The organism is Zoogloea sp., from assembly GCF_041914405.1.
Taxonomy (GTDB): domain Bacteria; phylum Pseudomonadota; class Gammaproteobacteria; order Burkholderiales; family Rhodocyclaceae; genus Zoogloea.
Genome location: NZ_JAYSDK010000040.1, coordinates 18514 through 42793 on the forward strand (window position 1 = coordinate 18514; position 24280 = coordinate 42793).

At 67.0% G+C, this 24280-nt stretch carries 24 protein-coding genes; 10 read left to right on the forward strand and 14 right to left on the reverse strand.

Features of this window, described 5'->3' with window-relative positions; all coding sequences use genetic code 11:
• Positions 1 to 12: 12 nt before the first annotated feature.
• Positions 13 to 1929 carry a bifunctional tRNA (5-methylaminomethyl-2-thiouridine)(34)-methyltransferase MnmD/FAD-dependent 5-carboxymethylaminomethyl-2-thiouridine(34) oxidoreductase MnmC gene (gene mnmC, locus ACE3RX_RS19850; RefSeq protein WP_374486697.1) on the reverse strand — a complete coding sequence of 639 codons (1917 nt, stop codon included), beginning with the start codon at positions 1927 to 1929 and terminating at the stop codon, positions 13 to 15.
• Positions 1930 to 2207: 278 nt separating this feature from the next.
• Here mnmC and pepN point away from each other — a divergent pair, with 278 nt between their 5' ends.
• Positions 2208 to 4898 (forward strand): aminopeptidase N, encoded by a 2691-nt coding sequence (gene pepN / locus ACE3RX_RS19855; protein WP_374486698.1) that lies wholly within the window; start codon positions 2208 to 2210, stop codon positions 4896 to 4898.
• A gap of 186 nt (positions 4899 to 5084) precedes the next feature.
• On the opposite strand, the gene rffA is transcribed toward pepN, so the two are convergent.
• From rffA to ACE3RX_RS19880, 5 genes are all read right to left on the reverse strand, one after another.
• A complete protein-coding gene (rffA, locus tag ACE3RX_RS19860; RefSeq protein WP_374486699.1) occupies positions 5085 to 6212 on the reverse strand; it encodes a dTDP-4-amino-4,6-dideoxygalactose transaminase in 1128 nt (375 codons plus the stop codon).
• A gap of 3 nt (positions 6213 to 6215) precedes the next feature.
• Positions 6216 to 6626: a GtrA family protein gene (locus tag ACE3RX_RS19865; protein ID WP_374486700.1), complete on the reverse strand. Its 411-nt coding sequence runs from the start codon at positions 6624 to 6626 to the stop codon at positions 6216 to 6218.
• The gene (locus tag ACE3RX_RS19870) at positions 6623 to 7417 is read right to left on the reverse strand and encodes an N-acetyltransferase family protein (RefSeq protein ID WP_374486701.1); all 795 of its coding nucleotides are present in this window, start codon (positions 7415 to 7417) and stop codon (positions 6623 to 6625) included. Before ACE3RX_RS19870 ends, ACE3RX_RS19865 begins: the two co-directional genes overlap by 4 nt.
• The gene (locus tag ACE3RX_RS19875) at positions 7407 to 8375 is read right to left on the reverse strand and encodes a glycosyltransferase family 2 protein (RefSeq protein ID WP_374486702.1); all 969 of its coding nucleotides are present in this window, start codon (positions 8373 to 8375) and stop codon (positions 7407 to 7409) included. The genes ACE3RX_RS19870 and ACE3RX_RS19875 overlap by 11 nt, the downstream gene beginning before the upstream one ends.
• Before the next feature lie 317 nt (positions 8376 to 8692).
• A complete protein-coding gene (locus ACE3RX_RS19880) occupies positions 8693 to 9496 on the reverse strand; it encodes a hypothetical protein (RefSeq protein WP_374486703.1) in 804 nt (267 codons plus the stop codon).
• A 129-nt stretch (positions 9497 to 9625) separates the two neighbouring features.
• Here ACE3RX_RS19880 and ACE3RX_RS19885 point away from each other — a divergent pair, with 129 nt between their 5' ends.
• The 9 genes from ACE3RX_RS19885 (at position 9626) to ACE3RX_RS19925 (ending at position 17851) form a co-directional block, all read left to right on the forward strand.
• On the forward strand, positions 9626 to 10276 hold the full coding sequence (locus ACE3RX_RS19885; protein WP_374486704.1) for a DedA family protein: 651 nt from the start codon (positions 9626 to 9628) through the stop codon (positions 10274 to 10276).
• A 9-nt stretch (positions 10277 to 10285) separates the two neighbouring features.
• Positions 10286 to 10933 (forward strand): phosphoribosylglycinamide formyltransferase, encoded by a 648-nt coding sequence (gene purN / locus ACE3RX_RS19890; RefSeq protein WP_374486705.1) that lies wholly within the window; start codon positions 10286 to 10288, stop codon positions 10931 to 10933.
• 7 nt (positions 10934 to 10940) lie between these two features.
• The gene (locus ACE3RX_RS19895; protein ID WP_374486706.1) at positions 10941 to 12014 is read left to right on the forward strand and encodes a DUF3108 domain-containing protein; all 1074 of its coding nucleotides are present in this window, start codon (positions 10941 to 10943) and stop codon (positions 12012 to 12014) included.
• 104 nt (positions 12015 to 12118) lie between these two features.
• On the forward strand, positions 12119 to 13378 hold the full coding sequence (locus ACE3RX_RS19900) for an RsmB/NOP family class I SAM-dependent RNA methyltransferase (protein WP_374486707.1): 1260 nt from the start codon (positions 12119 to 12121) through the stop codon (positions 13376 to 13378).
• Complete coding sequence (locus ACE3RX_RS19905) at positions 13378 to 14004, forward strand: phospholipase D family protein (RefSeq protein ID WP_374486708.1); 627 nt, start codon at positions 13378 to 13380, stop codon at positions 14002 to 14004. The genes ACE3RX_RS19900 and ACE3RX_RS19905 overlap by 1 nt, the downstream gene beginning before the upstream one ends.
• Positions 13970 to 15268: a mechanosensitive ion channel family protein gene (locus ACE3RX_RS19910; RefSeq protein WP_374486709.1), complete on the forward strand. Its 1299-nt coding sequence runs from the start codon at positions 13970 to 13972 to the stop codon at positions 15266 to 15268. The genes ACE3RX_RS19905 and ACE3RX_RS19910 overlap by 35 nt, the downstream gene beginning before the upstream one ends.
• 146 nt (positions 15269 to 15414) lie before the next feature.
• Positions 15415 to 16587, forward strand: coding sequence for a fatty acid desaturase (locus ACE3RX_RS19915; RefSeq protein ID WP_374486710.1), 1173 nt, complete (start codon positions 15415 to 15417; stop codon positions 16585 to 16587).
• 61 nt (positions 16588 to 16648) lie between these two features.
• Positions 16649 to 17284: an rRNA large subunit pseudouridine synthase E gene (locus ACE3RX_RS19920; protein WP_374486711.1), complete on the forward strand. Its 636-nt coding sequence runs from the start codon at positions 16649 to 16651 to the stop codon at positions 17282 to 17284.
• A gap of 102 nt (positions 17285 to 17386) precedes the next feature.
• Positions 17387 to 17851: a DUF192 domain-containing protein gene (locus ACE3RX_RS19925; RefSeq protein WP_374486712.1), complete on the forward strand. Its 465-nt coding sequence runs from the start codon at positions 17387 to 17389 to the stop codon at positions 17849 to 17851.
• 234 nt (positions 17852 to 18085) lie between these two features.
• Here ACE3RX_RS19925 and tal read toward each other — a convergent pair whose 3' ends face one another.
• The 8 genes from tal to ACE3RX_RS19965 form a co-directional block, all read right to left on the reverse strand.
• A complete protein-coding gene (tal, locus tag ACE3RX_RS19930) occupies positions 18086 to 19165 on the reverse strand; it encodes a transaldolase (RefSeq protein WP_374486713.1) in 1080 nt (359 codons plus the stop codon).
• Between the two features lie 73 nt (positions 19166 to 19238).
• The gene (gene gspN / locus ACE3RX_RS19935) at positions 19239 to 19991 is read right to left on the reverse strand and encodes a type II secretion system protein N (RefSeq protein WP_374486714.1); all 753 of its coding nucleotides are present in this window, start codon (positions 19989 to 19991) and stop codon (positions 19239 to 19241) included.
• A gap of 3 nt (positions 19992 to 19994) precedes the next feature.
• The gene (gene gspM, locus ACE3RX_RS19940) at positions 19995 to 20504 is read right to left on the reverse strand and encodes a type II secretion system protein GspM (RefSeq protein ID WP_374486715.1); all 510 of its coding nucleotides are present in this window, start codon (positions 20502 to 20504) and stop codon (positions 19995 to 19997) included.
• Complete coding sequence (gspL, locus tag ACE3RX_RS19945; RefSeq protein ID WP_374486716.1) at positions 20501 to 21715, reverse strand: type II secretion system protein GspL; 1215 nt, start codon at positions 21713 to 21715, stop codon at positions 20501 to 20503. Before gspL ends, gspM begins: the two co-directional genes overlap by 4 nt.
• Positions 21712 to 22680: a type II secretion system minor pseudopilin GspK gene (gene gspK, locus ACE3RX_RS19950; protein WP_374486717.1), complete on the reverse strand. Its 969-nt coding sequence runs from the start codon at positions 22678 to 22680 to the stop codon at positions 21712 to 21714. The genes gspL and gspK overlap by 4 nt, the downstream gene beginning before the upstream one ends.
• Positions 22680 to 23285: a type II secretion system protein GspJ gene (locus ACE3RX_RS19955; protein WP_374486718.1), complete on the reverse strand. Its 606-nt coding sequence runs from the start codon at positions 23283 to 23285 to the stop codon at positions 22680 to 22682. The genes gspK and ACE3RX_RS19955 overlap by 1 nt, the downstream gene beginning before the upstream one ends.
• Positions 23282 to 23668, reverse strand: a complete 387-nt coding sequence (gspI, locus tag ACE3RX_RS19960; RefSeq protein ID WP_374486719.1) for a type II secretion system minor pseudopilin GspI — start codon at positions 23666 to 23668, stop codon at positions 23282 to 23284. Before gspI ends, ACE3RX_RS19955 begins: the two co-directional genes overlap by 4 nt.
• A complete protein-coding gene (locus ACE3RX_RS19965) occupies positions 23665 to 24198 on the reverse strand; it encodes a prepilin-type N-terminal cleavage/methylation domain-containing protein (protein WP_374486720.1) in 534 nt (177 codons plus the stop codon). The genes gspI and ACE3RX_RS19965 overlap by 4 nt, the downstream gene beginning before the upstream one ends.
• Between the last annotated feature and the right edge of the window lie 82 nt (positions 24199 to 24280).

Genomic DNA, 24280 nt, shown 5'->3' on the forward strand with positions numbered 1-24280 from the left:
TCGTGAAAGTCCTTACTCGTCGCCGCCGGCTCCGGGGCGGGGCGGCTTGAGCAGGTAACGGGCTGGGTCGAGGGCGTCCGCCAACTCGCGTTCCAGTGGTAGCGGATCACCGTCGAGCTGGCTGGCCAGCAGCTCGCCGATGAGGCTGGCCCATACCAGGCCACGGGCGCCGAAGCCGGATACGGCAAACAGACCCTGTTGGCGCGGAATGTCGGTGAGGGGCGTGGTGCGCTCGGCATGAGCGATAGCCGGTATGGCGCCGACCATTGGCAGACGGTCCGGCGAGGCGGGGCGGAAGCCGACGCGGCCGTCCAGCTTAGTGGGATCGTAGGCCGCAGCGTAGCCTGGGAGGATGAAGTCCAGCTTGGCGAGGTTTTCCCGGTGCTCGGCCTCGCGCAGCTCGGTGCCGTCGTCGTCGGCCAGGAAGGTGGCGCCGGCGCAGCGCAGGCCGTCCACTTCGGGGCTCACATAGCCGAGTCGGCACACCACCACGTTCGGCGGGCTGCCAGCCTCCGCCGGCAGGTGGGAAACCTGGCCGCGGGCCGGGCGAACCGGTAGCGTGGCGGCTTGGGGCAGGGCGCGGATGCCGACCCCGTTGGCGAGGATAGCCACCGGCGCGCGGGCGATCTCTGCGCCGGCCGGATCGAACGCAATCCACATGTCGTCCTGCTGCTCGAGGCGGGCCACTTGCTGCTCGAAGCGGGTTTCGACGGCACTTCCGGCTGCTGCGAGGTTGGCGGCGCACAGGGTTGGGGGCTGGATCCAGCCCCCGCTGGGGAACCACCAGCCCCCCAGTTCCACCGGCCAGCCGACGATGTCGCTGGCTTCATCCTTGTCCACGAAGCGCAGGTAATCGGTGGGCGGGGTCTGAGTATCCACGACGGCCTTCTGCTTGCCTTCCTGCTTGGTGTCGCGGGCCAGGTGCAGCACGCCGCAGGGCGCCCAGCGCGGTGCATGGCCGGCTTCGGCCAAGGCAGCCAGATGATGGCGTCCGTACAGAAAGCCGGCGCGGGTGATGCGCGCCAGGCGGTTGTCGTCCAGGCTTGGCAAGGGGCGGAACACGCCAGCCTTGTTGCCGGAGGCGCCGTGGCCGGGGCCTGGGGCCTCGTCGATGACAGTGATACGCCAGCCGCGGGCGGCCAGGCGCTCGGTAATGGAGGTGCCGGCCACGCCGGCGCCGATCACCAGCGCGTGGCGTGGCGTGGTGAGCTCCGTCATCGCGCTGCTAGCGGCGACGCGGCCGCTCAGCATCTCCCGCTTGCCGCCGAAACCAGGGCGCCGTTCCAGCGTGAAGCCGGCGTCCTGGAGCCCGCGACGCACATGGCCGGTCACCGACCAGGTGGCCAGCGTGGCGCCGGGTGCGGCCAGTCGGGCCAGTTGGGCATAGACCGCCGGCGACCACAGGTCCGGGTTGTTGGCCGGCGAGAAGCCGTCCAGGTAGAAGGCGTCGGCCTTGGCCTCGAGTTGCGGCAGCGTGTCCAGAGCGTCGCCGAAGATCAGTGTCAAGGTGACGCGTCCGGAGTCCAGGTGGATGCGGTGAAAGCCCGGCACCAGCGGTGGCCAGTGGCGGCGCAACTCCTCGGCCAGCGGCACCAGTTCGGGCCAGGCAGCGTGTAGTTCGGCGAGGTCGTCGGCCTGAAAGGGATGCTTCTCGGTGGAGACGAAATGCAGCCGCGCGCAGCGGGCCGGATCTGTGCGCCAGGCTGCCCAGGTGGCCAGGAAGCTGAGCCCGAGGCCGAAACCGGTCTCGACGATGGTGAAGCGCTTCCGTCCCTGCCAGCGCGTCGGTAGGTCGTTGCCAGCTAGGAATACATGCCGGGCCTGGCCGAGACCACCGGCGGTGGTGTGGTAGACGTCGTCGAAAGCGGGCGAATAGGGCGTGCCGTCGGCGGCGCGGACGAGGGAGGCGGGGATCAGCGGCGAATACATGAGGCGATGGCTTGCTGCGGAGCATAAGGCGAACTGGGGCGGAACTTTGGCACCGTTCCCGTTTGCTGTCGAATCTTTCGGCGCTGAACCTCGTAGGGCGAATTCATTCGCCCTACGCCGGTCAAACGGGCTTTGACAGCGAATGAATTCGCCCCTATAGGAAAGCCCCACAGGGATCTCCGTGGCGCAGCGATGGGATTTCACCTTTGGCTCCGCGCTGTGGCGTTCGTCGCCGGGCTAGAATCCCCCCTTCGCGAAGACAAGACTAAGGAAATCCAATGCGTACCCCCAACGGCTCGCCCATCCGCCGCGAGGCCTATCGGCCGCTCGCCTACGGCGTTGAAACCGTCGACCTGGATTTCGTCCTCGAAGCTCAGGCCACCCTCGTTACCAATCGCATGCGCTGTGTGCGCAACCCGGATGCCGACGCCGGCCCCATCGTGCTGTTCGGTGAGGGGCTGATCCTGGTTTCGGTGCGCATCGACGGCGTCGAGCCGGCGCCAGGCCAACTCCGCGAGACCGACTCCGGCCTGGAGATCGACGTCGACGCGGACAGCGTGGAACTGGAGATCGTCACGCGCATCGACCCGTCGGCCAACCTGACCTTGTCCGGGCTGTACCAGTCGCGGGGCGGCTACTACACCCAGTGCGAGGCCGAGGGCTTCCGCCGCATCACCTATTTCCCCGACCGCCCGGACGTGATGGCACGTTACACCGTGCGCCTGGAGGCTGACGCGGCTTTGTGCCCGGTGCTGCTGTCCAACGGCAACCTGCTGGAAACCGGCAACCTGCCCAACGGCCGCCACTTCGCCCGCTGGGAAGACCCGTTCCCCAAGCCGTCCTACCTGTTCGCGCTGGTGGCCGCCGACCTGAAGGCGCTGGAACGCCGCGTCACCACAATGTCCGGCCGCGAAGTGCTGCTGCAGGTGTGGGTCGAGGAGCGCGACCTGGACCGCGTCGATCACGCGATGGAGTCTCTGGTCCACTCGATGCGCTGGGACGAGGAGACCTTCGGGCTGGAACTCGACCTGGACCGCTTCATGATCGTCGCCGTGTCCGACTTCAATATGGGCGCGATGGAGAACAAGGGCCTCAACATCTTCAACACCAAGTACGTGCTGGCCAACCCGCAGAGCGGCACCGACGTGGATTACGAGAACGTGGAGAGCGTCGTCGCCCACGAGTACTTCCACAACTGGACCGGCAACCGGGTGACCTGTCGCGACTGGTTCCAGCTGACGCTGAAGGAAGGCCTCACGGTCTTCCGCGACCAGCAGTTCTCGGCGGACATGCTGGCACGCGCCTCCGATTCCCCCGCGGCGGCGGCTTCGGCCCGCGCGGTGACCCGCATCGCCAACGTGCGCGTGCTGCGCAGCGCCCAGTTCCCGGAGGATGCCGGCCCGATGGCGCATCCGATCCGCCCGGACAGCTACCAGGAGATCAACAACTTCTACACCGCCACGGTGTACGAGAAGGGCTCTGAGGTCATTCGCATGCTGCACACCCTGCTCGGCAAGGAGGGCTTCCGCAACGGCATGGACCTTTACTTCTCCTACCACGACGGCCAGGCGGTGACCTGCGACGACTTCGTTGGTTGCATGGCGGAGGCCAACGGTGCGGACCTGGACCTTTTCATGCGTTGGTACAGCCAGGCTGGCACGCCACGCCTGAAGGCTGAAGGCGTCTTCGATGCGGCCGACGGCAGCTACACGCTGACCCTCAGCCAGCGCACGCCGCCGACGCCCGGCCAGGCGGACAAGCTGCCGCTGCATATCCCGGTGGCCGTCGGTCTGATCGGAGCGGACGGCAAGGATCTGCCATTGAAGCTTGAAGGCGAGGCCCGCGCCGGCGACACCACGCGCATCCTCGAACTGAAGGAGGCCAGCAAGAGCTGGCGCTTCACCGGCCTCGCCGCCGAGCCGGTGCCGTCGATCCTGCGCGGTTTCTCGGCGCCGGCAATTCTTGAGCTCGACGAGGACGATGCGCGCCTGGCCTTCCGCATGGCGCACGACAGCGATCCTTTCAACCGCTGGGATGCCGCCCAGCGCTACATGGAGCGGGTGATCCTGGCGTTGGCCGCCGATGCCTCCGCCGGCCGCAAGCTGGAAGTGCCGCAGGCCTTCGGCCACGCCTTCCGGGCGCTGCTGGTCAATGAATCCCTCGACCCGGCCTTCCTCGCCGAGATTCTCGCGCTGCCGGCCGAGGCCTACCTGCTTGAGCGCATGCCGCAGGCCAACCCGGCTCCGCTGCGCGCCGCGCTGATGCACCTGATGCGCGAACTGGGACACGCGATGCAGGCCGATTTCCTCGACCGCTACCTGGACCTGGAAGTGGACGGCGACTATCGCTACCACCCGGCGGATGCCGGCAAGCGCGCGCTGCGCAACCTGTGCCTGCGCTACCTGACTGCCTGGGGAGGCGCGACTGCCATCGATCTGGCCAAGAAGCAGTTCGAGCACGCCGGCAACATGACTGAGCGCTATGGCGCGCTGGCCGCACTGGTGCAGAGCGACGCCCTGGCGCGTTTCGACGCGCTGGCCGCCTTTCACGAGCAGTACAAGGACGATGCGCTTGTCCTCGACAAGTGGTTCCTGCTGCAGGCCAGCGCCTGGCGCTGGTCCGATGCGGCGCCGGCGACCCTCGAACAGGTGCGCGAGTTGATGAGCAACCCGGCCTTCAGCCTGTCCAACCCCAACAAGGTGTATTCGTTGCTGGGAGGCTACTTCCGCGCCAATGCGGCGGAGTTCCACCGGCCTGACGGCGCCGGCTACGCCTTCTGGGTGGAGCAGGTGAAGGCGCTGAACAAGAGCAATCCGCAGGTCGCGGCGCGCATGGCGCGGGCGCTGGAAGGCTGGCGCAAGTTCACACCGGAGATCCAGGGATGCATCCGCGCGGCCTTCGAGACGTTGGCCCAGGAGGAGGGCTTGTCGCCTGACGTGGCGGAGATCGTCGACAAGGCGTTGGGCTGATTTGCAGACTGCCGCGGGGAGTGCGTTAAGACGCCTGCCCGCGGTGCGCTACCCGGTATTGCCGCTGCGCTTGTCTGTCGTCCGTGTGGCCGACCCGGGCGGCGCATTGCGGCTGCCGGGGGTGGGGGGGGGGCGGCATAGGTGTCGAGCGGTTCGTTGCCTCCATCGGGGGACGGGCGGGGAGAATCAGAGGGCGAACAGGGCCTTTTGGATCACTTCCACCTGGAACTCTTCCAGTCCGATCCACAGGGGGAGGCGGACCAGTCGGTCGGAAATGTCCGTGGTGACCGGCAGTTCCCCGTGGGGGCGCCCGAAGCGTTGGCCGGCTGGGGCGCTGTGCAGCGGGATGTAGTGGAAGACGCTGTTGACCCCCGCATTCTTGAGCCGGTCGATGAAGGCCGTCCGGGCGGCCAGGTCGGGCAGCAGGATGTAGTACATGTGGGCGTTGTGCTGGCAGTGGGCCGGGACAACCGGGCGCCGGATCTTGCCGGCCTTTTCCGCTTCAGCCAGCCACTGGTGATAGGTGTTCCAGATGGCCAGACGTTGCCGGGTGATGCTGTCTGCCTCCTCGATCTGGGCTGCGAGGAAGGCTGCAATGATCTCGCCGGGCAGGTAGGAAGAGCCGATGTCGACCCAGGTGTATTTATCCACCTGCCCGCGGAAGAACTGGGAGCGGTTGGTGCCCTTCTCCCGGATGATCTCGGCCCGCTCCGCGAAGTGGGGTGTGTTCGCCAGCAGGGCGCCGCCTTCGCCGGAGATGATGTTCTTGGTTTCGTGGAAGGAAAGGGCGCCCATGTGGCCAATGGAGCCCAGCGGGCGGCCCTTGTAGTGGGCCATGACCGCCTGGGCGGCGTCTTCGATGACGAGCAGCTTGTGCTTGTTGGCGATCGCCATGATGGTGTCCATCTCGCAGCCCACGCCGGCGTAGTGCACCGGCACGATGGCCTTGGTGCGCTCGGTGATGGCGGCTTCGATCAGGCTTTCGTCGATGTTCAAGGTGTCGGGACGCACGTCGACGAAGACCGGCACGGCCCCCCTCAGGGTGAAGGCATTGGCCGTCGAGACGAAGGTGTAGGAGGGCATGATCACTTCGTCGCCGGGCTGGATGTCCGCCAGGATGGCGGACATTTCGAGTGCCGCGGTGCACGAGTGGGTGAGCAGGGCGCGCCCGGCGCCTGTTCTTGCTTCCAGCCAGCGGGAGCAGCGTTTGGTGAACTCCCCGTCACCGGCCAGATGACCGTTGGCGTGGGCCTGGGCGATGTTCCAGAGTTCCTTGCCGGTCATGTAAGGCTTGTTGAATGGGATATTCATCATCTTCTAGGACTCCTGGGCTGGCGACGGGCTGGGGTGACGGAACACCCAGAATTTCTGGAGGAGGAACAGCAGGGAGGCGATGCAGAGAATCATCACCCCCTGAACGACCTGGTGGGGCAGGCCGAATTGGTCAACCAGCAGCAGCAGGGCCGCGAGGTTCACGCCGTAGCCGATGCCATAGCTGGCGCAGTAGCGGAAAAAGGCCGTGCCGTGCTCGCCCCGGTGGCCGAAGGACCAGCGTTTGTTGAAAAAGAAGGTCTGGATGACTCCGATGGCGTACAGCAGGCTCATGGCCAGCTTGGCGCCCAGGCCGAAGGATGTCAGCGCCAGGTAGGCCATGTAGAGGACGGCATTGGAAACCAGGCCGACGGTGCCGTAACGGAGCAACTGGTGCAGGGTGCTGCGGTCGCTCATCTGGGCCTGACCCAGTGGAAAGTGGTCAGCGGCGGTGGGAAGTGGAAGCCGAGCCTGGCATAAAGATTGAGTACCCGGTGATTGCGGGCAACGATGCAGGTCTGGATACGCCGGCTCCCTAGCCGGTGGGCATGGGCGATCATGGTTTCCCAACTGCGGCGCCCGTAGCCCTTGCCTTGGGCCGCGGGGGCTACGGCGGTGAGGTGCCAGTAGCAGGTGCCGTTGGCTTGTTCTTCGGTGATGAAGAAGGCGACGATTTGGCTGCCGTCGCTAATGGCATGCAACCGCTGGGTGGGGTGGGCAAGACTGCTGCGGACCCAGTTCTGATAGCGGATGTCACCAAGCTTCGACGAAAGGCGCGGGTCCATGTGGAAGCGCTCGTTGCCGAAGGCGCTGCCGGCGATGTCCAGAATGGCCGGCAGGTCGGCCTCGGTCGCTGCATGCACCTCCAGGCTCCCCTGATGGGGGCCTTCTGCGGAGAGGGCCAGTTCCGGCTGGTAGGCCATCTCGATGAAGCGAAAGCCGATGTCCTCCAGCAGGAAGGATTCGTTCAGCCGATCGTGGGAGAGCCGGCAGCTGGAGAGGCAGGCGCCGCTGCGTTGCAGGGCGTCGACGAAGGGGCTGATGTCGGTGCGAGCCGCGTTGCCACGGACGGCCATCGTCTGGATCTGCAAGACCGGGGCCCCGAACAGTTTCGAGTCCCACAGCGCTTCGGTCCAGCTCAGTTCGAGATTCGGCGTGTCGATGCAGCCGTTCAGCAGTGCCGTCATGTCGAGGGGCCTATCCGGCATGGGTCGATTCCGGCTGGAGGATGGTCGCGGCGATTGGGGCTGTCTCGGCAAGCGTCGTATAAGGCGGACGCTCCATGGAGCGGAAGTGCATGCGCGCCAGGTATTCCCCGAAAATGCCCATGGCGAAGAGCTGGACGCCGGAGAAGATGGCGATGATAGAGGCCAGGAAGGTGAAACCCGGTACCGTGCTGCCGAAGATGAGGTAGCGGCCGACCACGTAGCTCAAGACCAGCAGGCCCAGGCTGCCGAAGAACAGGCCGAGCATGCTGGCAATCTGCAGGGGCAGCACGGAGAAGCCGGTCATCATGTTGATGGCGTGATTGATGAGCTTCTTGAGGCTGTATCCCGAGTCGCCGACCAGGCGGTCGTCCTGGCGGACGAAGACCGAGGAGAAACGGGTCGTGCCCCAGGTCAGCAGCACGTCGATATTGACCGAAGGACTGCGGTAATTCTCGAAGGCGGCGCGCAGCCGCGTGTGAAAGATCCGGAAGGCGCTGACCTTGCTGGCAGACTCCACGCCCATCGCGCCCTGCAGGGCCAGCTTAGTGACGCGCGAGGCCATGTCGCGGAAGAAACCATGGGTTTCCTTGGCCGGCGAGCCGTAGACCACGTCAAAGCCTTCCTCCAGCCTGGACAGCAACTTATGGATCTCTTCGGGAGGATTCTGGAGGTCGTCGTCGATGGTGACGATCACGTTTCCCCGGGCGGCCCGGATGCCGCATAGCAAGGCATTGTGCTGACCGTAGTTCCGGCTGAGCTTGATGCCACGCACCCGGCTGTCCTTGGCGGCAAGGGCCTGGATGACGTCCCAGGTGTTATCGCCGCCGCAGTCTTCCACTAGCACGATCTCGAACCAGTCGGTGAGCGGCGTGAGCGCAGTCGTCAGGCGTCGGTGCAGTTCCGGGAGCATCTCCTGAGAGCGATAACAGGGAACGACGACGGACAGGCTGGTAGGCACGGGCAACCTCGGAAATGGTCTCTCCGTTCCTCTGGGATTACTACTTGCCCTCGAGGGGGATGGACTTGTCTAGTTCAGATGCATTTTTGTCGGCGCAAAATAGCATATGAAGTGGCACCCCGGTGCGGAGTAGTTGTCACAGAGTGGCAGATGAAACCGATTGGCACGATCTCCGGGGGGGCAGCAAGGATGATGCAAGCCTTCCTGGTTGGTCGAACCAGGGAGGCAAGAGGTAGTCGAAGTGCGTAGGGGAATGGATACGCCCACCATGGGATGAGCTTCCACGGGATTGAGCGGTTGGGGCGCGGACTTCAGGGTTACTTGACGGTCGTCGCCGACAGGCTGGCGAACTCCAGCACGAGGGTGGCAAGGGCGTCGGACTCCGCTTCGATCTCCGCCGCCAGGGTGGCCTGTTTCTCGGCGATCCAGTCCGGGTCTTCGAGATCGTCGGCCCAGCAGAACGGGGCCTGGCTGTGCATGCGGGTCAGGCGCTTGCGGCGGATGTCGACGAGGTTACGCAGGCGGACGGCTGTGCCGGGCGGAAAGGGGCGCGGGCTGGTGGTCATTTCGCGCTCGATGAAAGGAGCGAGGGCGTCGAGCAGGTCGGCGTCCATGTCCCTGTAGGCGTCATCCACCTTGCCCCAGTAGCGCTCGGCCAGTGCTTCATCGGGGCGGATCTCGGGGTGCAGGTGGCGCGCCAGCCGGCGCCAGGCGGAACGGCAGCGGGTGACCCGGGCTGGATCGAGGGGCGGGCGGCCACCCGGATGGCGCTGACTGTCGGCCAGCACGCGGGTGTGGTCGGCTTCCAGTGCCTGCCAGGCCAGCACTTCGGAGGCTACGGCCCGCTCGATGGCGGCCAGCGCCAGGCTGCTCAGCGGTTCGCCGCGGCGCAGGCGAGCCTGGCCGAGTTCGACACGGCTGCGGTAGGCCCGATGCTCGACTTTCAGTCCCAGCAGGCGGACTTCCAGTTCGCCGAGGCTGGCCTGATAGCGGGCCAGCAGGTAGGGGCGCTCGAAGCGCTCGAGCCATTCGATGGCTTCGAGGGTGTCGGCAAGGGCGCCAGCCAGTTCGTCAGCGTCTGCGGATTCGGGATGGGGAACGGAATTGCGGTCGACAGACATGGCAAGGCTCCGGATGCAGTGGCTCGGCACGCATGACGCAGTGCCGCACAGACATCTGGAATTATGCACCTGTAAGCGGGGCCCGGCGCGCTCCGGTATCATAGCGAACCTTCTTTTTGCGGTGCGGCAATGGAACTCATTACAGCCTTCATCGACATCGTCCTGCATCTGGATGTCCATCTGGCAGACCTGGCGAACAACTATGGCACCTGGATCTACGCGATCCTGTTCCTGATCATCTTCTGCGAGACGGGGCTGGTGGTCTTCCCTTTCCTGCCCGGTGATTCCCTGCTCTTCGTGGCGGGTGCGCTGGCCGCCACCGGCGGCATGGACATTGGTGTGCTGTGCAGCGTGCTGCTGGCTGCCGCGGTGCTTGGCGACAACACCAACTACTGGATCGGGCACACCATCGGGCCGAAAGTGTTCTGTTGGGAGAATTCACGCCTGTTCAATCGCCAGGCCTTCGACAAGACCCACGCGTACTTCGAGTCCCATGGCGGCAAGACCATCATCATTGCCCGCTTCCTGCCGCTGCTGCGCACCTTCGCGCCCTTTGTGGCGGGTGTGGCGCGCATGACCTATACGCGTTTCGTGGCCCTCGACTTCCTCGGCGGCGCCATCTGGATCTTCTCGCTGACCCTGCTCGGCTACGGTTTCGGCAACCTGCCGGCAGTCAAGAACAACCTGTCGGCGGTGATCCTTGGCATCATCGCCATCTCGCTGCTGCCGGTCTTCATCGGCTGGCTGCGCGGCCGTTCGGCGGCGCGGGCGGCGGGCTGAGGACACCCCATGCAGAAAAATATCGTCATTCTTATTTCCGGTCGTGGCAGCAACATGGAGGCCATCGTTGCCGCTGCGATTCCCGGCGCCCGCATCGCCGGTGTGATTTCCAACCGGCCAGACGCGGCCGGCCTGGGCTTCGCTGCCGAGCGTGGTATCCCGACGCGGGTTGTCGACCACAAGGCCTATCCGAGCCGTGAGGCCTTCGATGCCGCGCTGGCCGAGGCCATCGACGCGCTGGCGCCCGATCTGGTGGTGCTGGCGGGGTTCATGCGCGTGCTCACCGATGCCTTCGTGAGCCGCTACACCGGCCGCCTGCTCAATATCCATCCGAGCCTGTTGCCGTCCTTCCCTGGCCTGCACACCCATCGGCGGGCACTGGAGACCGGCGTGCGCGTGCATGGCACCACCGTCCATTTCGTGACGCCGACCCTCGACTGCGGCCCCATCGTGGTCCAGGCCGTGGTGCCGGTGTTGCCCGGTGATGACGAAGCGACACTGGCCGCCCGCGTGCTTGTGCAGGAGCACCGCATCTACCCGCAGGCAGTGCGCTGGTTCGTCGAAGGGCGCCTGAGCTTCGATGCCGAGGAGCGCGTCCGCGTCCGTGACGAACTGGCCGGCCCTACCGGCTGGACGGTGCCGCCGGTCGAGGCCTGAACCGCCGATGAGTGTTTTCCGCCGGGCAGGTACGACCCTCGCCGTCGCGATCTGTGTATCGCTGCTGGTCCATGGGATCGTCCTGGTCGGCCCGGCCTGGCGTCTGCCTTCCGAGCAGGCCAGCGTATTGCCGCCGCTGGACGCACGCCTGGCGCCACTGCCGAAACCGAGCTTGCGGGAGGGTAAGCAGCCCGCTGCCGCAGCCCGCAAGCCGGTGCCGCGCCGCAGCCCCGCGCCGCACCGGGCGGTGGCCGAGAGCGGATCGGCGATGGAGGCGGTGCCCGTGCCTGAGCAAGGCAAAGAGCCGGCCGATGCTGGTCTGGAGTCGTCGCCAGCCCCCGCTGCTGCCGCGGCGGCCGAAGCCCCGGCCACCGCGCCACCGACGGACCCTGCCAGAGCCCAGGCGCCTGCGGCGGGTTATGGCGATGGCTGGATCAAGTCCGGTCGGGTCCAGTACAACGTGATCCGCGGCGAACGCAATTTCATCATCGGGCGCACCACGCACGCCTGGACCCATGACAAGGACCACTATTCGATGGAGACGGTGGTCGAGACCGCCGGCCTCATCGGCCTGTTGCGGCCGTTCCGGATGATCCAGCACAGCGAGGGACGCATCGGCCCCAGCGGCCTGCTGCCTGATCGCTTCACCGTCGAGCGTGACGGCCAGTTGAAGGAGAAGGCCGACTTCGACTGGGCGGCCGGCAAGGTTGTGCTGACGGCCGGCGAGCGGCGGCGTGAGTTTCCGCTGGCCGAGGGCGACCAGGACGTGCTGACCCTGATGCATGACCTGGCCCTGCGCCCGGAGGGCTTCACCCGCGCCGAGTTGCTGGTGGTGACGGGCAAGAGCGCGGTGCGCTCGGTGATCCAGAATCTCGGCCTTGAGGAGCTCGACATCCCGGCCGGCAAGGTGTCCGCCTATCATCTGGGCAGCACCGGCCACCGCGGCGAGCTGAAGATCGACATCTGGCTGGCCCGCGACTACGCCAACCTGCCGGTACGCTTGAAGATCACCGACAAGAACGGTGATGTACTCGACCAGGTCGCCACCGGCGTCGACCTCGGCACACACGCCCCGCAGTAAAATCGCGGGCAAATCCAATAAATAATTCGGGGCCGCTTCGCCGGCCCCGGTCCGCTCCATTGGGCGAGCATGCTCGCCCCCACAAGCAAGAGTAACGAATTCCCATGACCATCACCCCCGCCCAGATCCAGTCCGCCAGCCAGGCCCTGCGCACCGTGCTGCGCTTCGAATACCCCGCCGATTCGGTGCTGTCCCGCTATTTCAAGGACCTGCGCGAACTGGGCGCGCGGGACCGGGCCTTCGTCGCCGAAGCCGTCTACGGTGTGTTGCGTCGCAAGCGCACCCTCGAACGTCTGTGTGGCCCGGAGGCCTCCACCCGCCAGCTGATCCTGGCCTGGCTGGCCCGCGTCGAAGGCACCACCCTGCGCCAGCTCGGCGAAGGCCTGCATGGCCGCGACATCGACTACTTCACCGAGATCAAGGGCCGTGACGCCGGCGAGATGAGCCTGGCCGAGTCCACCGATCTGCCCGACTGGCTGGCCGAGCGCCTGCTTGCCACCATGAGTCCCGAGCAGGTCGTCGCCCTGGCCCAGAGCCTCAACCGCCCGGCGCCGCTGGACCTGCGTGCCAACACCCTGAAGATCGAGCGCGATGCGCTGGTCGAGCGCCTCAAGGCCGACGGCATCGCCTGCGCGCCGGGACGCTACTCCCCCGCCGCGGTGCGTCTGGAGGGCAAGCCGGCGCTGCAGAAGCACCCGCTGTTCCTCGACGGCAGCTTCGAGGTGCAGGACGAAGGCAGCCAGTTGCTCGGCTTCCTCCTGCAGCCCAAGCGCGGCGAGATGGTCGTTGACTTCTGTGCTGGCGCCGGCGGCAAGACCCTGCTGCTCGGCGCGCTGATGCGCAACACCGGTCGCCTGTATGCCTTCGACGTGTCCGACAAGCGCCTGTCCAAGCTCAAGCCGCGGATGGCCCGCTCCGGCCTGTCCAACATCCATCCGGTGGTCATCGCCAGCGAGAACGACCCACGCGTCAAGCGCCTGGCCGGCAAGATCGACCGGGTGCTGGTGGATGCACCGTGCAGCGGCCTCGGCACGCTGCGCCGCAACCCCGACCTGAAGTGGCGCCAGAGCCCCGAGGCGTTGGCCGAGCTGACCACCAAGCAGGCCGCTATCCTGGCCAGCGCGGCGCGCCTGGTGAAGCCGGGCGGTCGCCTGGTGTATGCGACCTGCAGCCTGCTGCCGGAAGAGAACGAGGCCATCGTTGCTGCCTTCCTGGCCGCCAACGAAGGCTTCGCGCCCTTGAACGCGCAGGAGGTTCTGGCCAAGCAGGGCGTCACCATCGAGTGCGGCGAGCAGTTGCACCTGACTCCGCAGACCCACGATACCGACGGCTTCTTCGCCGCGGTGCTGGAGCGCAAGGCCTGATGCCACTCCGCCTGCTGCTGGCGGGCCTGATGCTGCTGTGCGCGGTGCAGGCCCGCGCCCTCGAGCGGGATCCGTCCACGACGGTGAGTGCCAAGGGCAAGGTGGAGATCGCCTTCTCCCCCTGGAACGATCCGGAAGCGGTGCTGCTGAAAGCGATTGGCGAAGCCCGGGAACGCATTCTGGTCCAGGCCTATCTATTCACCAGCAAGCCGCTGGCCCGCGCGCTGATCGACGCCCAACGGCGTGGCGTGAAGGTCGAGGTGATGCTGGACGCGGAGATGAACCGGCCGGCCTCGCCGAGCGTGCTGCCCATTCTGCTGGCCGCCGGCATCCCGGTGGCGGTGGAGACCCGCTACAACATCGCCCACAACAAGGTGATGATCTTCGACCCGGACTCGCCGCGCGCCGCGCTGGCCACCGGGTCCTACAACTTTACCCGGGCGGCCAGGGTGTCCAATGCCGAGAACCTGATGGTGTTGCGCGGCAATCCTGCGCTGGTGCGCGTATATGCCGACAACTGGCAGCGACAGCGTGCCGAGGCTCAGGTGGTGCATAGCCTGGACGATCTGCCCGAACGCAAGAGGAGAGAGAGTGGAAGAGAATCAGATCGCGCATCTGCTGACTGACCTGTGGGACGACCTGCAGCAGCCCACCGTGTTCTGGCAAGTGGGCGTGCTGGTCCTGTGCCTGGCGCTGGCCGGGCTGATCACCCGGCAGATCCGCGTGTTCCTGCACAACCGCCTCAAGGCCAATCCGCAGCTGCGGCGCGGCGCCGGTGAGGAAAGCCTGCGCCGGGTGATTTTTCCGGTCACCGCGCTGGGCCTGGTGCTGATTGCCCGCATCATCCTCAGCAACTGGCAACACGTTAACCTCTTCCGCCTGGCGGTGCCCTTGCTGCTGGCGATGGCGGCGATCCGCCTGACCGTGCATGCGATCAAGCGGGCTTTCCCGCAGGCAGGATGGCTGGCCGCCTTTGAAAAGTTCTTCGCCTTCGCCGCCTGGATCATCGTTGCGCTGCATATCAGCGGCGTGCTGCCGACCGTCATCGACGGGCTGGAGCAGATCGACTTCACGATCGGCAAGGCCAGGCTCAACCTGTGGATGCTGCTGCAGGGGGCCCTCACGGTGCTGCTGACGGTGCTCGCCGCCCTGTGGCTGGGCGGCGTCATCGAGACGCGGTTGATGAACACCGAGGGGCTGGACTCCAACCTCAAGCTGGTCTTTGCGCGCCTGGTGAAGGCGGTGCTGATCGTGCTGGCGGTGGCCATCGGCCTGCCGCTGGTGGGTATCGACCTCACCGCGCTGTCGGTGTTCGGCGGGGCGCTCGGCGTCGGCCTCGGCTTCGGCATGCAGAAGATCGCGGCCAACTACGTGTCGGGCTTCATCCTGCTGCTCGACCGCTCGATCCGCCTCGGCAACCTGATCTCGGTCGGCAACGAGCGCGGCGTGGTCAGCCAGATCACCACCCGCTATACGGTGCTGAAGGGCATGACCGGCATCGAGTCCATCGTACCTAACGAGACCCTGGTCGGCTCGGTGGTGCAGAACGAGACCTTTACCGACCCGAAAGTGCGCATCGCGCTGCCGATTCAGGTCGGCTATGCGACCGATCTGGAAAAGGCGATGGCTATCCTCGTCGAGGCCGCCAAGCACCAGCCGCGGGTGATGGACGACCCGGCGCCGGGGGCCTTCGTGGAGGCTTTTGCCGACAGCGGCATCAACCTGCAGTTGGGCTTCTGGATCAAGGATCCCCACGAGGGCACGCTGGGCATCCGCTCGGCGATCAACCTTGAGGTGTGGCGGCGTTTCCGCGAGGAGGGCATCGAGATTCCCTTTCCCCAGCGGGAAGTCCGTCTGCTCAACCCAGTCGCGCCGCAGGGCAGCGTATAAGCTCCTTGGGGCGACCAAGCATATTTCAGTGTTGCTGAAAAGCCCCTAATGGGGCTTTTTTGACTTTTTGCCGCGGTTTCACCTTGGTTTGCCTGGGGGACTCGACTAGAATCGGCGCACTACCCAACGAAGGATCGTAGCCCTCGATGTTCTCCGGACTGTTCGATTTACCTTGGTGGGGCTACGTAGCCGTCACCCTCGCATTGACCCATGTCACCATCGCTGCGGTGACGATCTTCCTGCACCGCCATCAGGCGCACCGCTCGCTTGAGTTGCATGCGCTGCCGTCCCTGTTCTTCCGCTTCTGGCTGTGGCTGACTACCGGTATGGTCACCAAGGAGTGGGCGGCGATCCACCGCAAGCACCACGCCAAGTGCGAGACCGCCGAGGATCCCCACAGCCCGCAGATCCACGGCATCAACAAGGTGTTGTGGACCGGCGTGCTGCTGTACGTGAAGGAATCCCGCAACGCGGAAACCATCGCCCGCTACGGTCATGGCACGCCTGACGACTGGATCGAGCGCAAACTGTTCTCGGCCTGTCCGAAGACCGGCATCTTCATCATGCTGGGCATCGACATTGCGCTGTTCGGCGTGTGGCCCGGCGTGCTGATGTGGGGCGTGCAGATGATCTGGATCCCCTTCTGGGCGGCCGGCGTCATCAATGGCCTGGGGCACTTCTGGGGCTACCGCAACTACAGCTGCGCGGACGCTTCCACCAATCTGCTGCCCTGGGGCATCCTGATCGGTGGGGAGGAACTGCACAACAACCACCACAGCTTTGCCACCTCGGCCAAGCTGTCGGCGCGCTGGTACGAGTTCGACATTGGCTGGATGTATATCCGCATGCTCGAGATCCTCGGTCTGGCCCGCGTCAAGAAGACCATCCCGACGCCGCGCTTTGGCGCCGCCAAGGCGCTGGCCGACTTCGACACGTTGCAGGCCATCATTACCTGCCGCTACGACGTGATGACCCGCTACGTGAAGTCTTTGAAGGTCATTGCTCAGGAAGAGTTTGCCGCCCTCAAGGCCCAGTCCGGCGGTACGCTGAAGTTCCAGGAGCTGCGCCGCTGGCTGGCTGCTGAGGATGGCCAGCTGTGCGCCGACGAACGCAAGCGCCTGGCGTCCCTGCTGCAGGGCAATGCCCGCCTGCAGACCGTCGTCGCAATGCGTGAGGAACTGACTGCCCTGTGGGCACGCTCCTCGGCCAGTCACGAGCAGCTTTTGCTGCAGCTTCAGGACTGGATCGCCCGTGCCGAGCAGAGTGGTATCCAGCAGCTGGAGGAGTTCTCCCGTCGCCTGCGCCGCTACGCGGTCTGATTCCCGTCCCGATCCCTGCAAGCCCGCCCGTGAGGCGGGCTTGTCGTTTTTCGAGCGAGCCGTGTCCAAGCTGATCCTCTTCAACAAACCCTTTGGCGTGCTGTGCCAGTTCACTGGCGAGGCCGGCAAGCAGACCCTGGCCGAGTTCATTCCGGTGCCTGGTGTCTATGCGGCCGGTCGCCTTGACGCCGACAGTGAAGGCCTGCTCGTGCTGACCGACGACGGTGGCCTGCAGAAGCGCATCGCCGATCCGCAGCACAAGCTGCCCAAGACCTATCTGGTGCAGGTGGAAGGCGTGCCCGACGAGGCGGCGCTGGCCCGCCTGCGTGCCGGCGTAGACCTGGGCGACTTCGTCACCAAGCCCTGCGAGGCACGCCTGGTGGATGAGCCGGGCTGGTTGTGGCCACGCAATCCGCCGATCCGTGAGCGAAAATCGATTCCGACCAGCTGGGTCGAGATCGTGCTGCGCGAGGGCAAGAACCGGCAGGTGCGTCGGATGACTGCCAAGGTCGGTTTTCCGACCCTGCGCCTGATCCGCGAGCGCATTGGTGACTGGGCGCTGGCCGACCTGGTGCCGGGAGAATGGCGGCAGGCGCCAGTGCCGGTGAGCCTGCGGAGCCGGCTCCCGGTTGTTGCGGCTGCGGCGACGCGGCCGGGCAAGCCTGGTCAACCGCGCCGTAGGCCCCGCGTTGCTTGACTGTAAATTTGTCGGGGCGAATTCTTGTGCCCTTGAGTCGTTTGAATGACCGCCACGGGCGGATGAGTTCGCCCTAACAGTAACTTTCTTCCTGTCGTTGCCATGGCCCTGATCCGCTCCTGTCTGCCTTCCGTCACCGCCGCTGCGGCCCTCGCGCTGTCGGCCCTTGGCGCCCATGCCGAGGGTGAAATGCCGCTCACCGAACTGAGCGTCGGTATGTACCGCATTGAGGCCGAGGCGGCCATCAACCAGGAGGACCGCATGCGCGGCCTGATGCAGCGCAAGAGCATGCCGCAGAACCACGGCATGCTCTTCGCCTTCACCGAGTCCCAGCGCCACTGCATGTGGATGAAGAACACGTTGCTGCCGCTGTCGGTGGCCTTCATGGACGAGCAAGGGCGCATCCTCAACATCGAGGACATGCAGCCGCAGACCGAGAATAACCACTGTGCGGCCAAGCCGGCGCGTTTCGCGCTGGAGATGAACCTTGGCTGGTTCAAGCAGAAGGGGATCGCGCCGGGCGCGACGATCAACGGTGTGGCCAGGCTGGCAGGGGCGGCGCGCTGAGCGTCTGAGATCAGTGGACAGGTGGGGCGCGGTGGGTGAGGGATGGGCGAATGAATTCGCCCCCACGAGAACTGCAGCGCTGCGATAAAAAAGCGCGGTTCGCGCGCTATCACCCGTTGTGCACTCCGTAGGGGCGAATTCATTCGCCCTGTGCAGCCTGCAGCTGGTTCCGCTGCGGAGGGGCAGACGACAAGGGCGCCATGCGGCGCCCTTGTCATTGGAGCGGGTGAAGGCTCAGGCCGTCAGTTCGAGCAGCTTGCCGAAAGCGGTGGCGAACTGGGCGAGGCCGTCCTGCTGCAGGCGTTCGCCGAGGACTTCCAGGTCCAGGCCGAGGGCGGCCAGCGCGGCAATGTGGGCAGCGGTGCCCGCGACGTCTTCGGTGACGGTACCGGCGCGGACCTGGCCGTGGTCGACGAAGGCGGCCAGGGTGGCGTCGGGCAGGGTGTTGACGGTTTCGGCGCCGATCAGCGGCTCGACGTACATCAGGTCCGAATAGGCCGCGTTCTTGGTACCGGTACTGGCCCACAGCATGCTTTGCGGGCGGGCGCCCTTGGCAGCGAGGGCGGCGAAGCCCTCACCGTGGAAGCGCGCCAGGTAGCGCTGGTAAGCCTGGCGGGCCAGCGCCACGCCGGCCTTGCCGCGCAGCGCGAGGGCCGCGTCGCTGCCGATTTCTTCAAGTTGCTTGTCGATCAGGCTGTCCCAGCGGGACAGGAAAACGCTGGCCACCGAGCGGACGCGGGACAGGTCGCCGCCGGCCGCCGCCAGTTTCTCGAGGCCGCGCTGGTAGGCGCCGGCCACCGCATCCACATGGCCCAGCGAGAACATCAGCGTCACGTTGATGCTGACGCCTTCACCGGTCAGCGTTTCGATGGCGCGCACACCGGCAGCGGTGGCGGGTATCTTGACCAGCAGGTTGTCGCGGGCGACTGCGGCGTGCAGGCGGCGGGCCGCGGCGACGGTGCCGGCCTCGTCGTCGGCCAGCGCCGGGGAGACTTCCAGGCTCACGTAGCCGGCATCGCCCTGGCTGGCGTCGAAGACCGGGCGGATCAGGTCGCAGGCGCGCTGTACGTCTTCGATCACCAGGCGCTCGTAGCGCTGCTCGGCCGACAGGTTTTCTCCGTTCAGCGCATCCAGCGCGGGGCGGTAGTCGTGGCCGTCGGCGATGGCCTTGTGGAAGATCGCCGGATTGGTGGTCACGCCGGCTACGCCATTTTCGATGTGGCGGGCGAGCAGGCCTTCGTTGATCAGGGCGCGGGACAGGTTGTCCAGCCAGACTTGCTGGCCGGCGGCGCGGGCGGCTTGAATCGGATTCATGGATGCGGGCTTCGGCGTAGCGGTGGTTCGGAATGATTCCGCCATTCTGGCGGAATCCCGTGGCAGAGGAAAGTCAGCGCGGCGGCCAGTGGATCTCGAAATGCCCGGGCTGGGAAGTGGGCCGGGCTGCGCCGCCGGCAATGGCGGGCAGGCGGTTGAGGAACTCGGGTTCGCCACTCAGTGTGCCGTCGAAGCGTGGCATCTGGCCTGGTGCCGCTTCTCCGTTGCCGTTGGCGACGACCTCGCCGGCGAGGGTCTGCAGGGTGTAGCGGACCAGGCCGTTCTGGGCATTCAGGCGGATTTCGTAGTCACCGAACTGGCGCCCCGGAAACAGCGCACTGCGCGCGCCCCGCCAAAGCAAGCGGGCTTCGCCCGAGCAGCGGCCGTCGGGCGGACAGTGCCAGGCTGGGGCCTCGACGGTCAGGTCGCCTTGCCAGCCGGCGCGGGCGGCTGGGTGTGGGATGGGGCCGAGCGCCGCATCGGCGGGGGCGTGCAGGCTGAAGCCGCTCACATCCAGGCCGCGCAGGCCCGCTTCGACGTGGCCGACGGGTACGCCGCTGCTGGCCAGGGACCAGGCGGCAGCGCCGCGGCCGAGGGCACTGGCGTCGAAGTCCCAGCTCAGGGGTAGCCAGGGCTTCAGGCTGCGCCCATTCGGATCCCGGCTGGCTAGCACGCCGTGGCCCCGCCACAGGCTGCCTTCGGCTTGCTGCAGGCGCAAGCCGTCCTGGGTCAGGTGGGCCACCAGCACGTCGATGAGGCCGGCGGGTGCTTTAGCGACTAACAGGGTCAGCGTTAACAGCACGAAGACGAGTAGTTTGCGCAGCATGGTTCAGGGGGCGGATGGCCCTGCCAGCACCGCGTCGATGCTGGCCTGCGGACCTTGCTGCTGGATCTCCATGCGCAGGATGCGCAGGCCCTGGTCGCGCTGCACGGCGGCGAGCCAGGCGACCAGCTCGTCGAAGGGGGCCTGGCCTTTCACGTGCAGGCCTTCACCACCTGCTTGAAGCGTCAGACCAAGGCCCCGGCTCTTGGCGGCCGCTTGGGCGGCGTCGAGCAGGGCTGGGCCGGTGGGGGCCTGCAGCGCAGCCTGACTGCGCAGGCCGGTGATTTCGGTAGCAGACTCCTGAACCTGCTCCAGCTGTGCAGCACCGCGCGGCAGGCTGCGGTCGAGGCGGGTGCGTTCATGGCGGGCCCAGTCGAGCACGCTGACGGTAGTGCCGACGGCGACGACCGCGCCAGCGATCAGCACCAGGCGGCGCTCCCGTGGGCTAATGCCCTGCCAGGCGGTCGCGAGGCGGGTGATGGGGCCGGGGCCCGCGGCGGTCTTGGTGGCGATCATTGCAGGTTCTCCCGGCGCAGCAGCAGATGGGGGGCGTTGCCGTCCTGGCGCAGGTCGGCGAGCAGGCCGCGGCTGGCCAGCAGGCCGACCACCGCTTCGGCGCGGGCGGCGGCCGCGCCGCCGAGGGTGAGGTCGAGGCGGCCTTCCTCGTAGCGCAGCGCGACGATACCGGCCGCCGCATCGGTGCCGAGGGCCTCGGCGGCCTGGGCCAGCAGGGCCAGCGCGTCGTCGTCCCGCAGCAGGCCGTGGCGCGCCCGTTCCTGGTTCAGCTGCTGGCGCATCTGGGCCGCCGGTGCGACCACCGGGGCGTTGGGGAAACTCGTGCGGTAGATGCGCTCGATGCGTCCTTCGATGTCGCTGAGTTGGTGCTTCATCCACAGCACCTCACCCAAGTTGGCGGCCAGCCACAGGGTCAGCGCACCACCAGCGAGGGCCAGCGCGGGGCGAAGGCCGAGCCACGCACCCCCGCGGGCTCGCGGTGCAAACTCGCCGTGCAGCAGGTTGGTGGCCTTGCGGTCGGCCCCCTGCCACCACAGATAGGGGGCGGCAGGCTGAACGGGAATGCCGGTCTCGGCCTGGAGCCGGGCTAGTTCCGGTCCCGCTGCGCCGTTGGACAGGTGGACGTCGATATGTGCCGGGGCGGTGTTGGCGGCGCGGGCGTTGCCGGCCTGTTGGGCCAGCAGCGGGGCCAGGATGTCCACGTCGAGGGCCAGGCCGGCGCTGGGGCCGGTACGCAGGATGGCGCCGTCGGTGGCTACGCTCAGCTGCCAGCTCTCCTGGTCGGCAGGAGCTGTTTGCAGTTCGGCGAGCACGCGCTGGGGCTGCCTGCCGATGGCGGCGAGCTGGGCCACCACCAGCCGCAAGCGTTCGCGGGCGACCACCAGCACGCCGGCCAGGTCGCGTTCCCCGTCGTCGGCGGGGCGGCGGTGACTGACGGTGAGGTGCTGGCTGTCCGGGTCCTTCAGCAGGCGGTCTTCCAATGCATAGGCCAGCAGGCGCGGGAGGTCGCGGCGGGTGGCCCGTGGCAGCGGTACTTCGAGCCACAGACACTGGGGGCCGCTGAGCACGACTTCGCATTCGTCGGCGGCCGGCCAGTGGCGCGGTTCGCTTCGGCCTTCGGAGAGCGGCTGGCCATCCGGGCCGAGGAGCGCCCACGGGCAATCCGGCCGGGTTGGCCAGTGCTCGTCGATGGCGAGGATGAGACGGGTCATAGCAGTTTCTGCCAAACGATGGTGGGCCAGTTCTGGGCGCGGTCCAGCAGGACCTCCATGCGGACCATGGAGACGCCGAAGCGGGCGCGGCCAGTGGCGAGGAAATGCCGGCTGGTGGTGGCCAGTCGGGCGGTGTCGGGGTTGAGATCCTGGGACGGCAGGCGTGCCTTGAAGTCAGGAAGGTCCTTGAACCAGGCGCGGCCGCGCTGGACGATCAGCACGCGCGCCGCGTCGAGACTCAGGCCCGGAATAGCTGCGGCAAGCACTTCGGCTGGCGCGGTATTGACGTTGATCTTGCTGTCGCCGGGCAGGGTCGCAACGAAGGGGCTCAAGCGCGCCACCAGATCGGGCGTGAAGCCGCGCACCTGGGCCAGTTCACTGACTGCCAGCAGCGGGCCATTGGCCGGTCGGCGGGCTGGTGTCTGGGCTTCATACCAGGAGGACTCGGCACCACCGGGCAGGCGCGGGGTGTCGTCGGCGTCGAGCCAGTCGAGCAGCGCGGACGCGAGGTTGAGGGCATCACCTTCGCCGACGCCGACGATGGCCAGCAGGCGGCGGAATTGCTCGACTTCGAACAGATTGGCGCCATCCGCCTGGACCAGGTTGTTGAGGTTGATGCGTCCGGATAGGTCCTGCAGCTCGCCGCTGACCTCGCCTTCCTCCACCGGCGTTGGTGGCACCTTGACGGCCCAGCTCTCGCCCAGATGGTCCACCTGGGTCGTGCGGGCGTCCTCGGCCAGTACGTTGCGCGCCCAGTCAACGGCGCCGCGGGCCAGCAGGCGGGCCTGGGCCTGGTCGTGGCGGCCCATCACCTGGTCCATCGCTACGCCCAGGTCGCCGACTGCGGCGGCGGCGATGCTGGCGACCAGGGCCACCGTGAGGAGGGCGAGGATCACCGCCGCGCCGCGCTGCTTACTGGGCCGGTGGTGGGAGCCGGACGCGTGGGAAAAGGGGGGGCGGCTCATCAGCGGAGGGCGATCATGCGCGTGATGGTGCCCACGTCGGGCAGATCGAGTTCGAGGATCACCGCATCCGGCAACGGGGCGCGGCGATCTCCCGGCGGCCAGGCGTCGAGGCGGTTGTTGTTGTACAGAAAGCGCCAGCGCAGGTCGCGGATGTTGTCGAGCAGGGGCACGGTCACCGGCTCGCCAAGGGGCTCCCGACCGCTCCAACGCAGCCACTCGAGGCGCCCGTCCACCAAGCGGAAGCCGACCCGGCGAACGCCGCGGCTGTCGTCGAGGCGCAGGAACTGGAATTCCGGGCCGCCGCCGTTGGCGGCGCGGCCGAGGAGCATGGCCGGTGTGCTGGTGCTGAGCGGCGCGCTCGGTGGCGCACCAGGAGTACCAGGTTGTTCGCCGGGGGCGACGGCCTGCAGCAGATCGGTGTCAATGCGCTGCATGCTGCGGCCGATGGCGCGCCAGCGTTCAAAGCTGCTTTCCAGCCGGTCGTGGCTGGTGGCGACTTCAGCCAGCGCGCGGTAGGACAGTACGCCGAGGATCGCGAAGATCGCCAGCGCCACCATCAGCTCGATAAGGGTCAGGCCGCGCTGGCTGCGCAAGAAGGTGCTCATCGCAGCGGCCTCGCCAGGTAGCCGCTCAGGCGGGCGATGGCGTGCTGGTCTGACTCTTCCGAGAAGACGCTGACGTCCACCCGGCGGAACAGGGGATTGGCGGTGTTCTTCACCTCTTCACGCCAGCGGTAGCTGCGGCCAGCCTGCTCGGCGCTGCCTTCATTGCTGCCGGCGTTGGGCCAGGCCTGGGTGGCGCGCAGTTCGGCCAGGCGGTTCTCGGCGATCCAGTCGCCAATGAGGCGTTCGCGCAGTTCGGCGGAGGACTGGGCGGTGACGCCCATCGCGCGGAAGGCGGCGGTCAGCGCAATGGCCAGAATGGCCAGCGCGACGAGGGTTTCGAGCAGCGTGAAGCCGCCCGTTTTGCGAGGGCTGTTACCGCTCATGAGCTGCGGCCCGGCAGGGCCAGGCTCACGTCCCCGTTGGCCTTGCCAATCAGGCGTGCTTCGCCGCCGGGCGTGGCGACGCGCAGCTCGTATTCGGGTGCCTGGGTGCCGAACTGCAGGCGCGGCGCGGCGGCTTCCGGCTGGCCGTCGATGCGCAGTCCGGACCAGTACAGGCCGCCGGGCAGGGTCTTTTCGGTGAATACCGGCGGATCGTTGAGGGGGCGCCAGTTGTCGTCCGGGTCGAGGGCCGAGAAGCGGTAGCCGTCGGGCAGGAATTCGATGACGATCGGGCGGCCGCGGATTGCCGCCCGATCGGCGGTGGCTTCCAGCACCAGGCGCAGGCGTCGCAGGGCCTGGTCGGCATCCCGGCCGCGCAGACTGTCGAGGCCGAGGCTGATGCCGGTGGCCATCACGCCCATGATGACCAGCACCACCATCACTTCGATGAGGGTGAAGCCGGTGTGGCGTCCGGCGCGGCGGGAAGGGGGAACGAATGCGTGTTCGGGATGCGCCAGTGGGGGCGAATTCATTCGCCCGGTCGCATCGTTCAGCGACTGCGGGCGAATGAATTCGCCCCCACGGGGGGGGGCCAGGGGGGCGGAAGCTGTCGTC

Bases quoted from the DNA above. Each gene is read 5' to 3' on its own strand.
- mnmC (WP_374486697.1), bottom strand. From the start codon at position 1,929: ATGTATTCGCCGCTGATCCCCGCCTCCCTCGTCCGCGCCGCCGACGGC.
- pepN (WP_374486698.1), top strand. From the start codon at position 2,208: ATGCGTACCCCCAACGGCTCGCCCATCCGCCGCGAGGCCTATCGGCCG.
- rffA (WP_374486699.1), bottom strand. From the start codon at position 6,212: ATGATGAATATCCCATTCAACAAGCCTTACATGACCGGCAAGGAACTC.
- ACE3RX_RS19865 (WP_374486700.1), bottom strand. From the start codon at position 6,626: ATGAGCGACCGCAGCACCCTGCACCAGTTGCTCCGTTACGGCACCGTC.
- ACE3RX_RS19870 (WP_374486701.1), bottom strand. From the start codon at position 7,417: ATGCCGGATAGGCCCCTCGACATGACGGCACTGCTGAACGGCTGCATC.
- ACE3RX_RS19880 (WP_374486703.1), bottom strand. From the start codon at position 9,496: ATGTCTGTCGACCGCAATTCCGTTCCCCATCCCGAATCCGCAGACGCT.
- ACE3RX_RS19885 (WP_374486704.1), top strand. From the start codon at position 9,626: ATGGAACTCATTACAGCCTTCATCGACATCGTCCTGCATCTGGATGTC.
- purN (WP_374486705.1), top strand. From the start codon at position 10,286: ATGCAGAAAAATATCGTCATTCTTATTTCCGGTCGTGGCAGCAACATG.
- ACE3RX_RS19895 (WP_374486706.1), top strand. From the start codon at position 10,941: ATGAGTGTTTTCCGCCGGGCAGGTACGACCCTCGCCGTCGCGATCTGT.
- ACE3RX_RS19900 (WP_374486707.1), top strand. From the start codon at position 12,119: ATGACCATCACCCCCGCCCAGATCCAGTCCGCCAGCCAGGCCCTGCGC.
- ACE3RX_RS19905 (WP_374486708.1), top strand. From the start codon at position 13,378: ATGCCACTCCGCCTGCTGCTGGCGGGCCTGATGCTGCTGTGCGCGGTG.
- ACE3RX_RS19915 (WP_374486710.1), top strand. From the start codon at position 15,415: ATGTTCTCCGGACTGTTCGATTTACCTTGGTGGGGCTACGTAGCCGTC.
- ACE3RX_RS19925 (WP_374486712.1), top strand. From the start codon at position 17,387: ATGGCCCTGATCCGCTCCTGTCTGCCTTCCGTCACCGCCGCTGCGGCC.
- tal (WP_374486713.1), bottom strand. From the start codon at position 19,165: ATGAATCCGATTCAAGCCGCCCGCGCCGCCGGCCAGCAAGTCTGGCTG.
- gspN (WP_374486714.1), bottom strand. From the start codon at position 19,991: ATGCTGCGCAAACTACTCGTCTTCGTGCTGTTAACGCTGACCCTGTTA.
- gspM (WP_374486715.1), bottom strand. From the start codon at position 20,504: ATGATCGCCACCAAGACCGCCGCGGGCCCCGGCCCCATCACCCGCCTC.
- gspL (WP_374486716.1), bottom strand. From the start codon at position 21,715: ATGACCCGTCTCATCCTCGCCATCGACGAGCACTGGCCAACCCGGCCG.
- gspK (WP_374486717.1), bottom strand. From the start codon at position 22,680: ATGAGCCGCCCCCCCTTTTCCCACGCGTCCGGCTCCCACCACCGGCCC.
- ACE3RX_RS19955 (WP_374486718.1), bottom strand. From the start codon at position 23,285: ATGAGCACCTTCTTGCGCAGCCAGCGCGGCCTGACCCTTATCGAGCTG.
- gspI (WP_374486719.1), bottom strand. From the start codon at position 23,668: ATGAGCGGTAACAGCCCTCGCAAAACGGGCGGCTTCACGCTGCTCGAA.
- ACE3RX_RS19965 (WP_374486720.1), bottom strand. From the start codon at position 24,198: ATGAATTCGCCCCCACTGGCGCATCCCGAACACGCATTCGTTCCCCCT.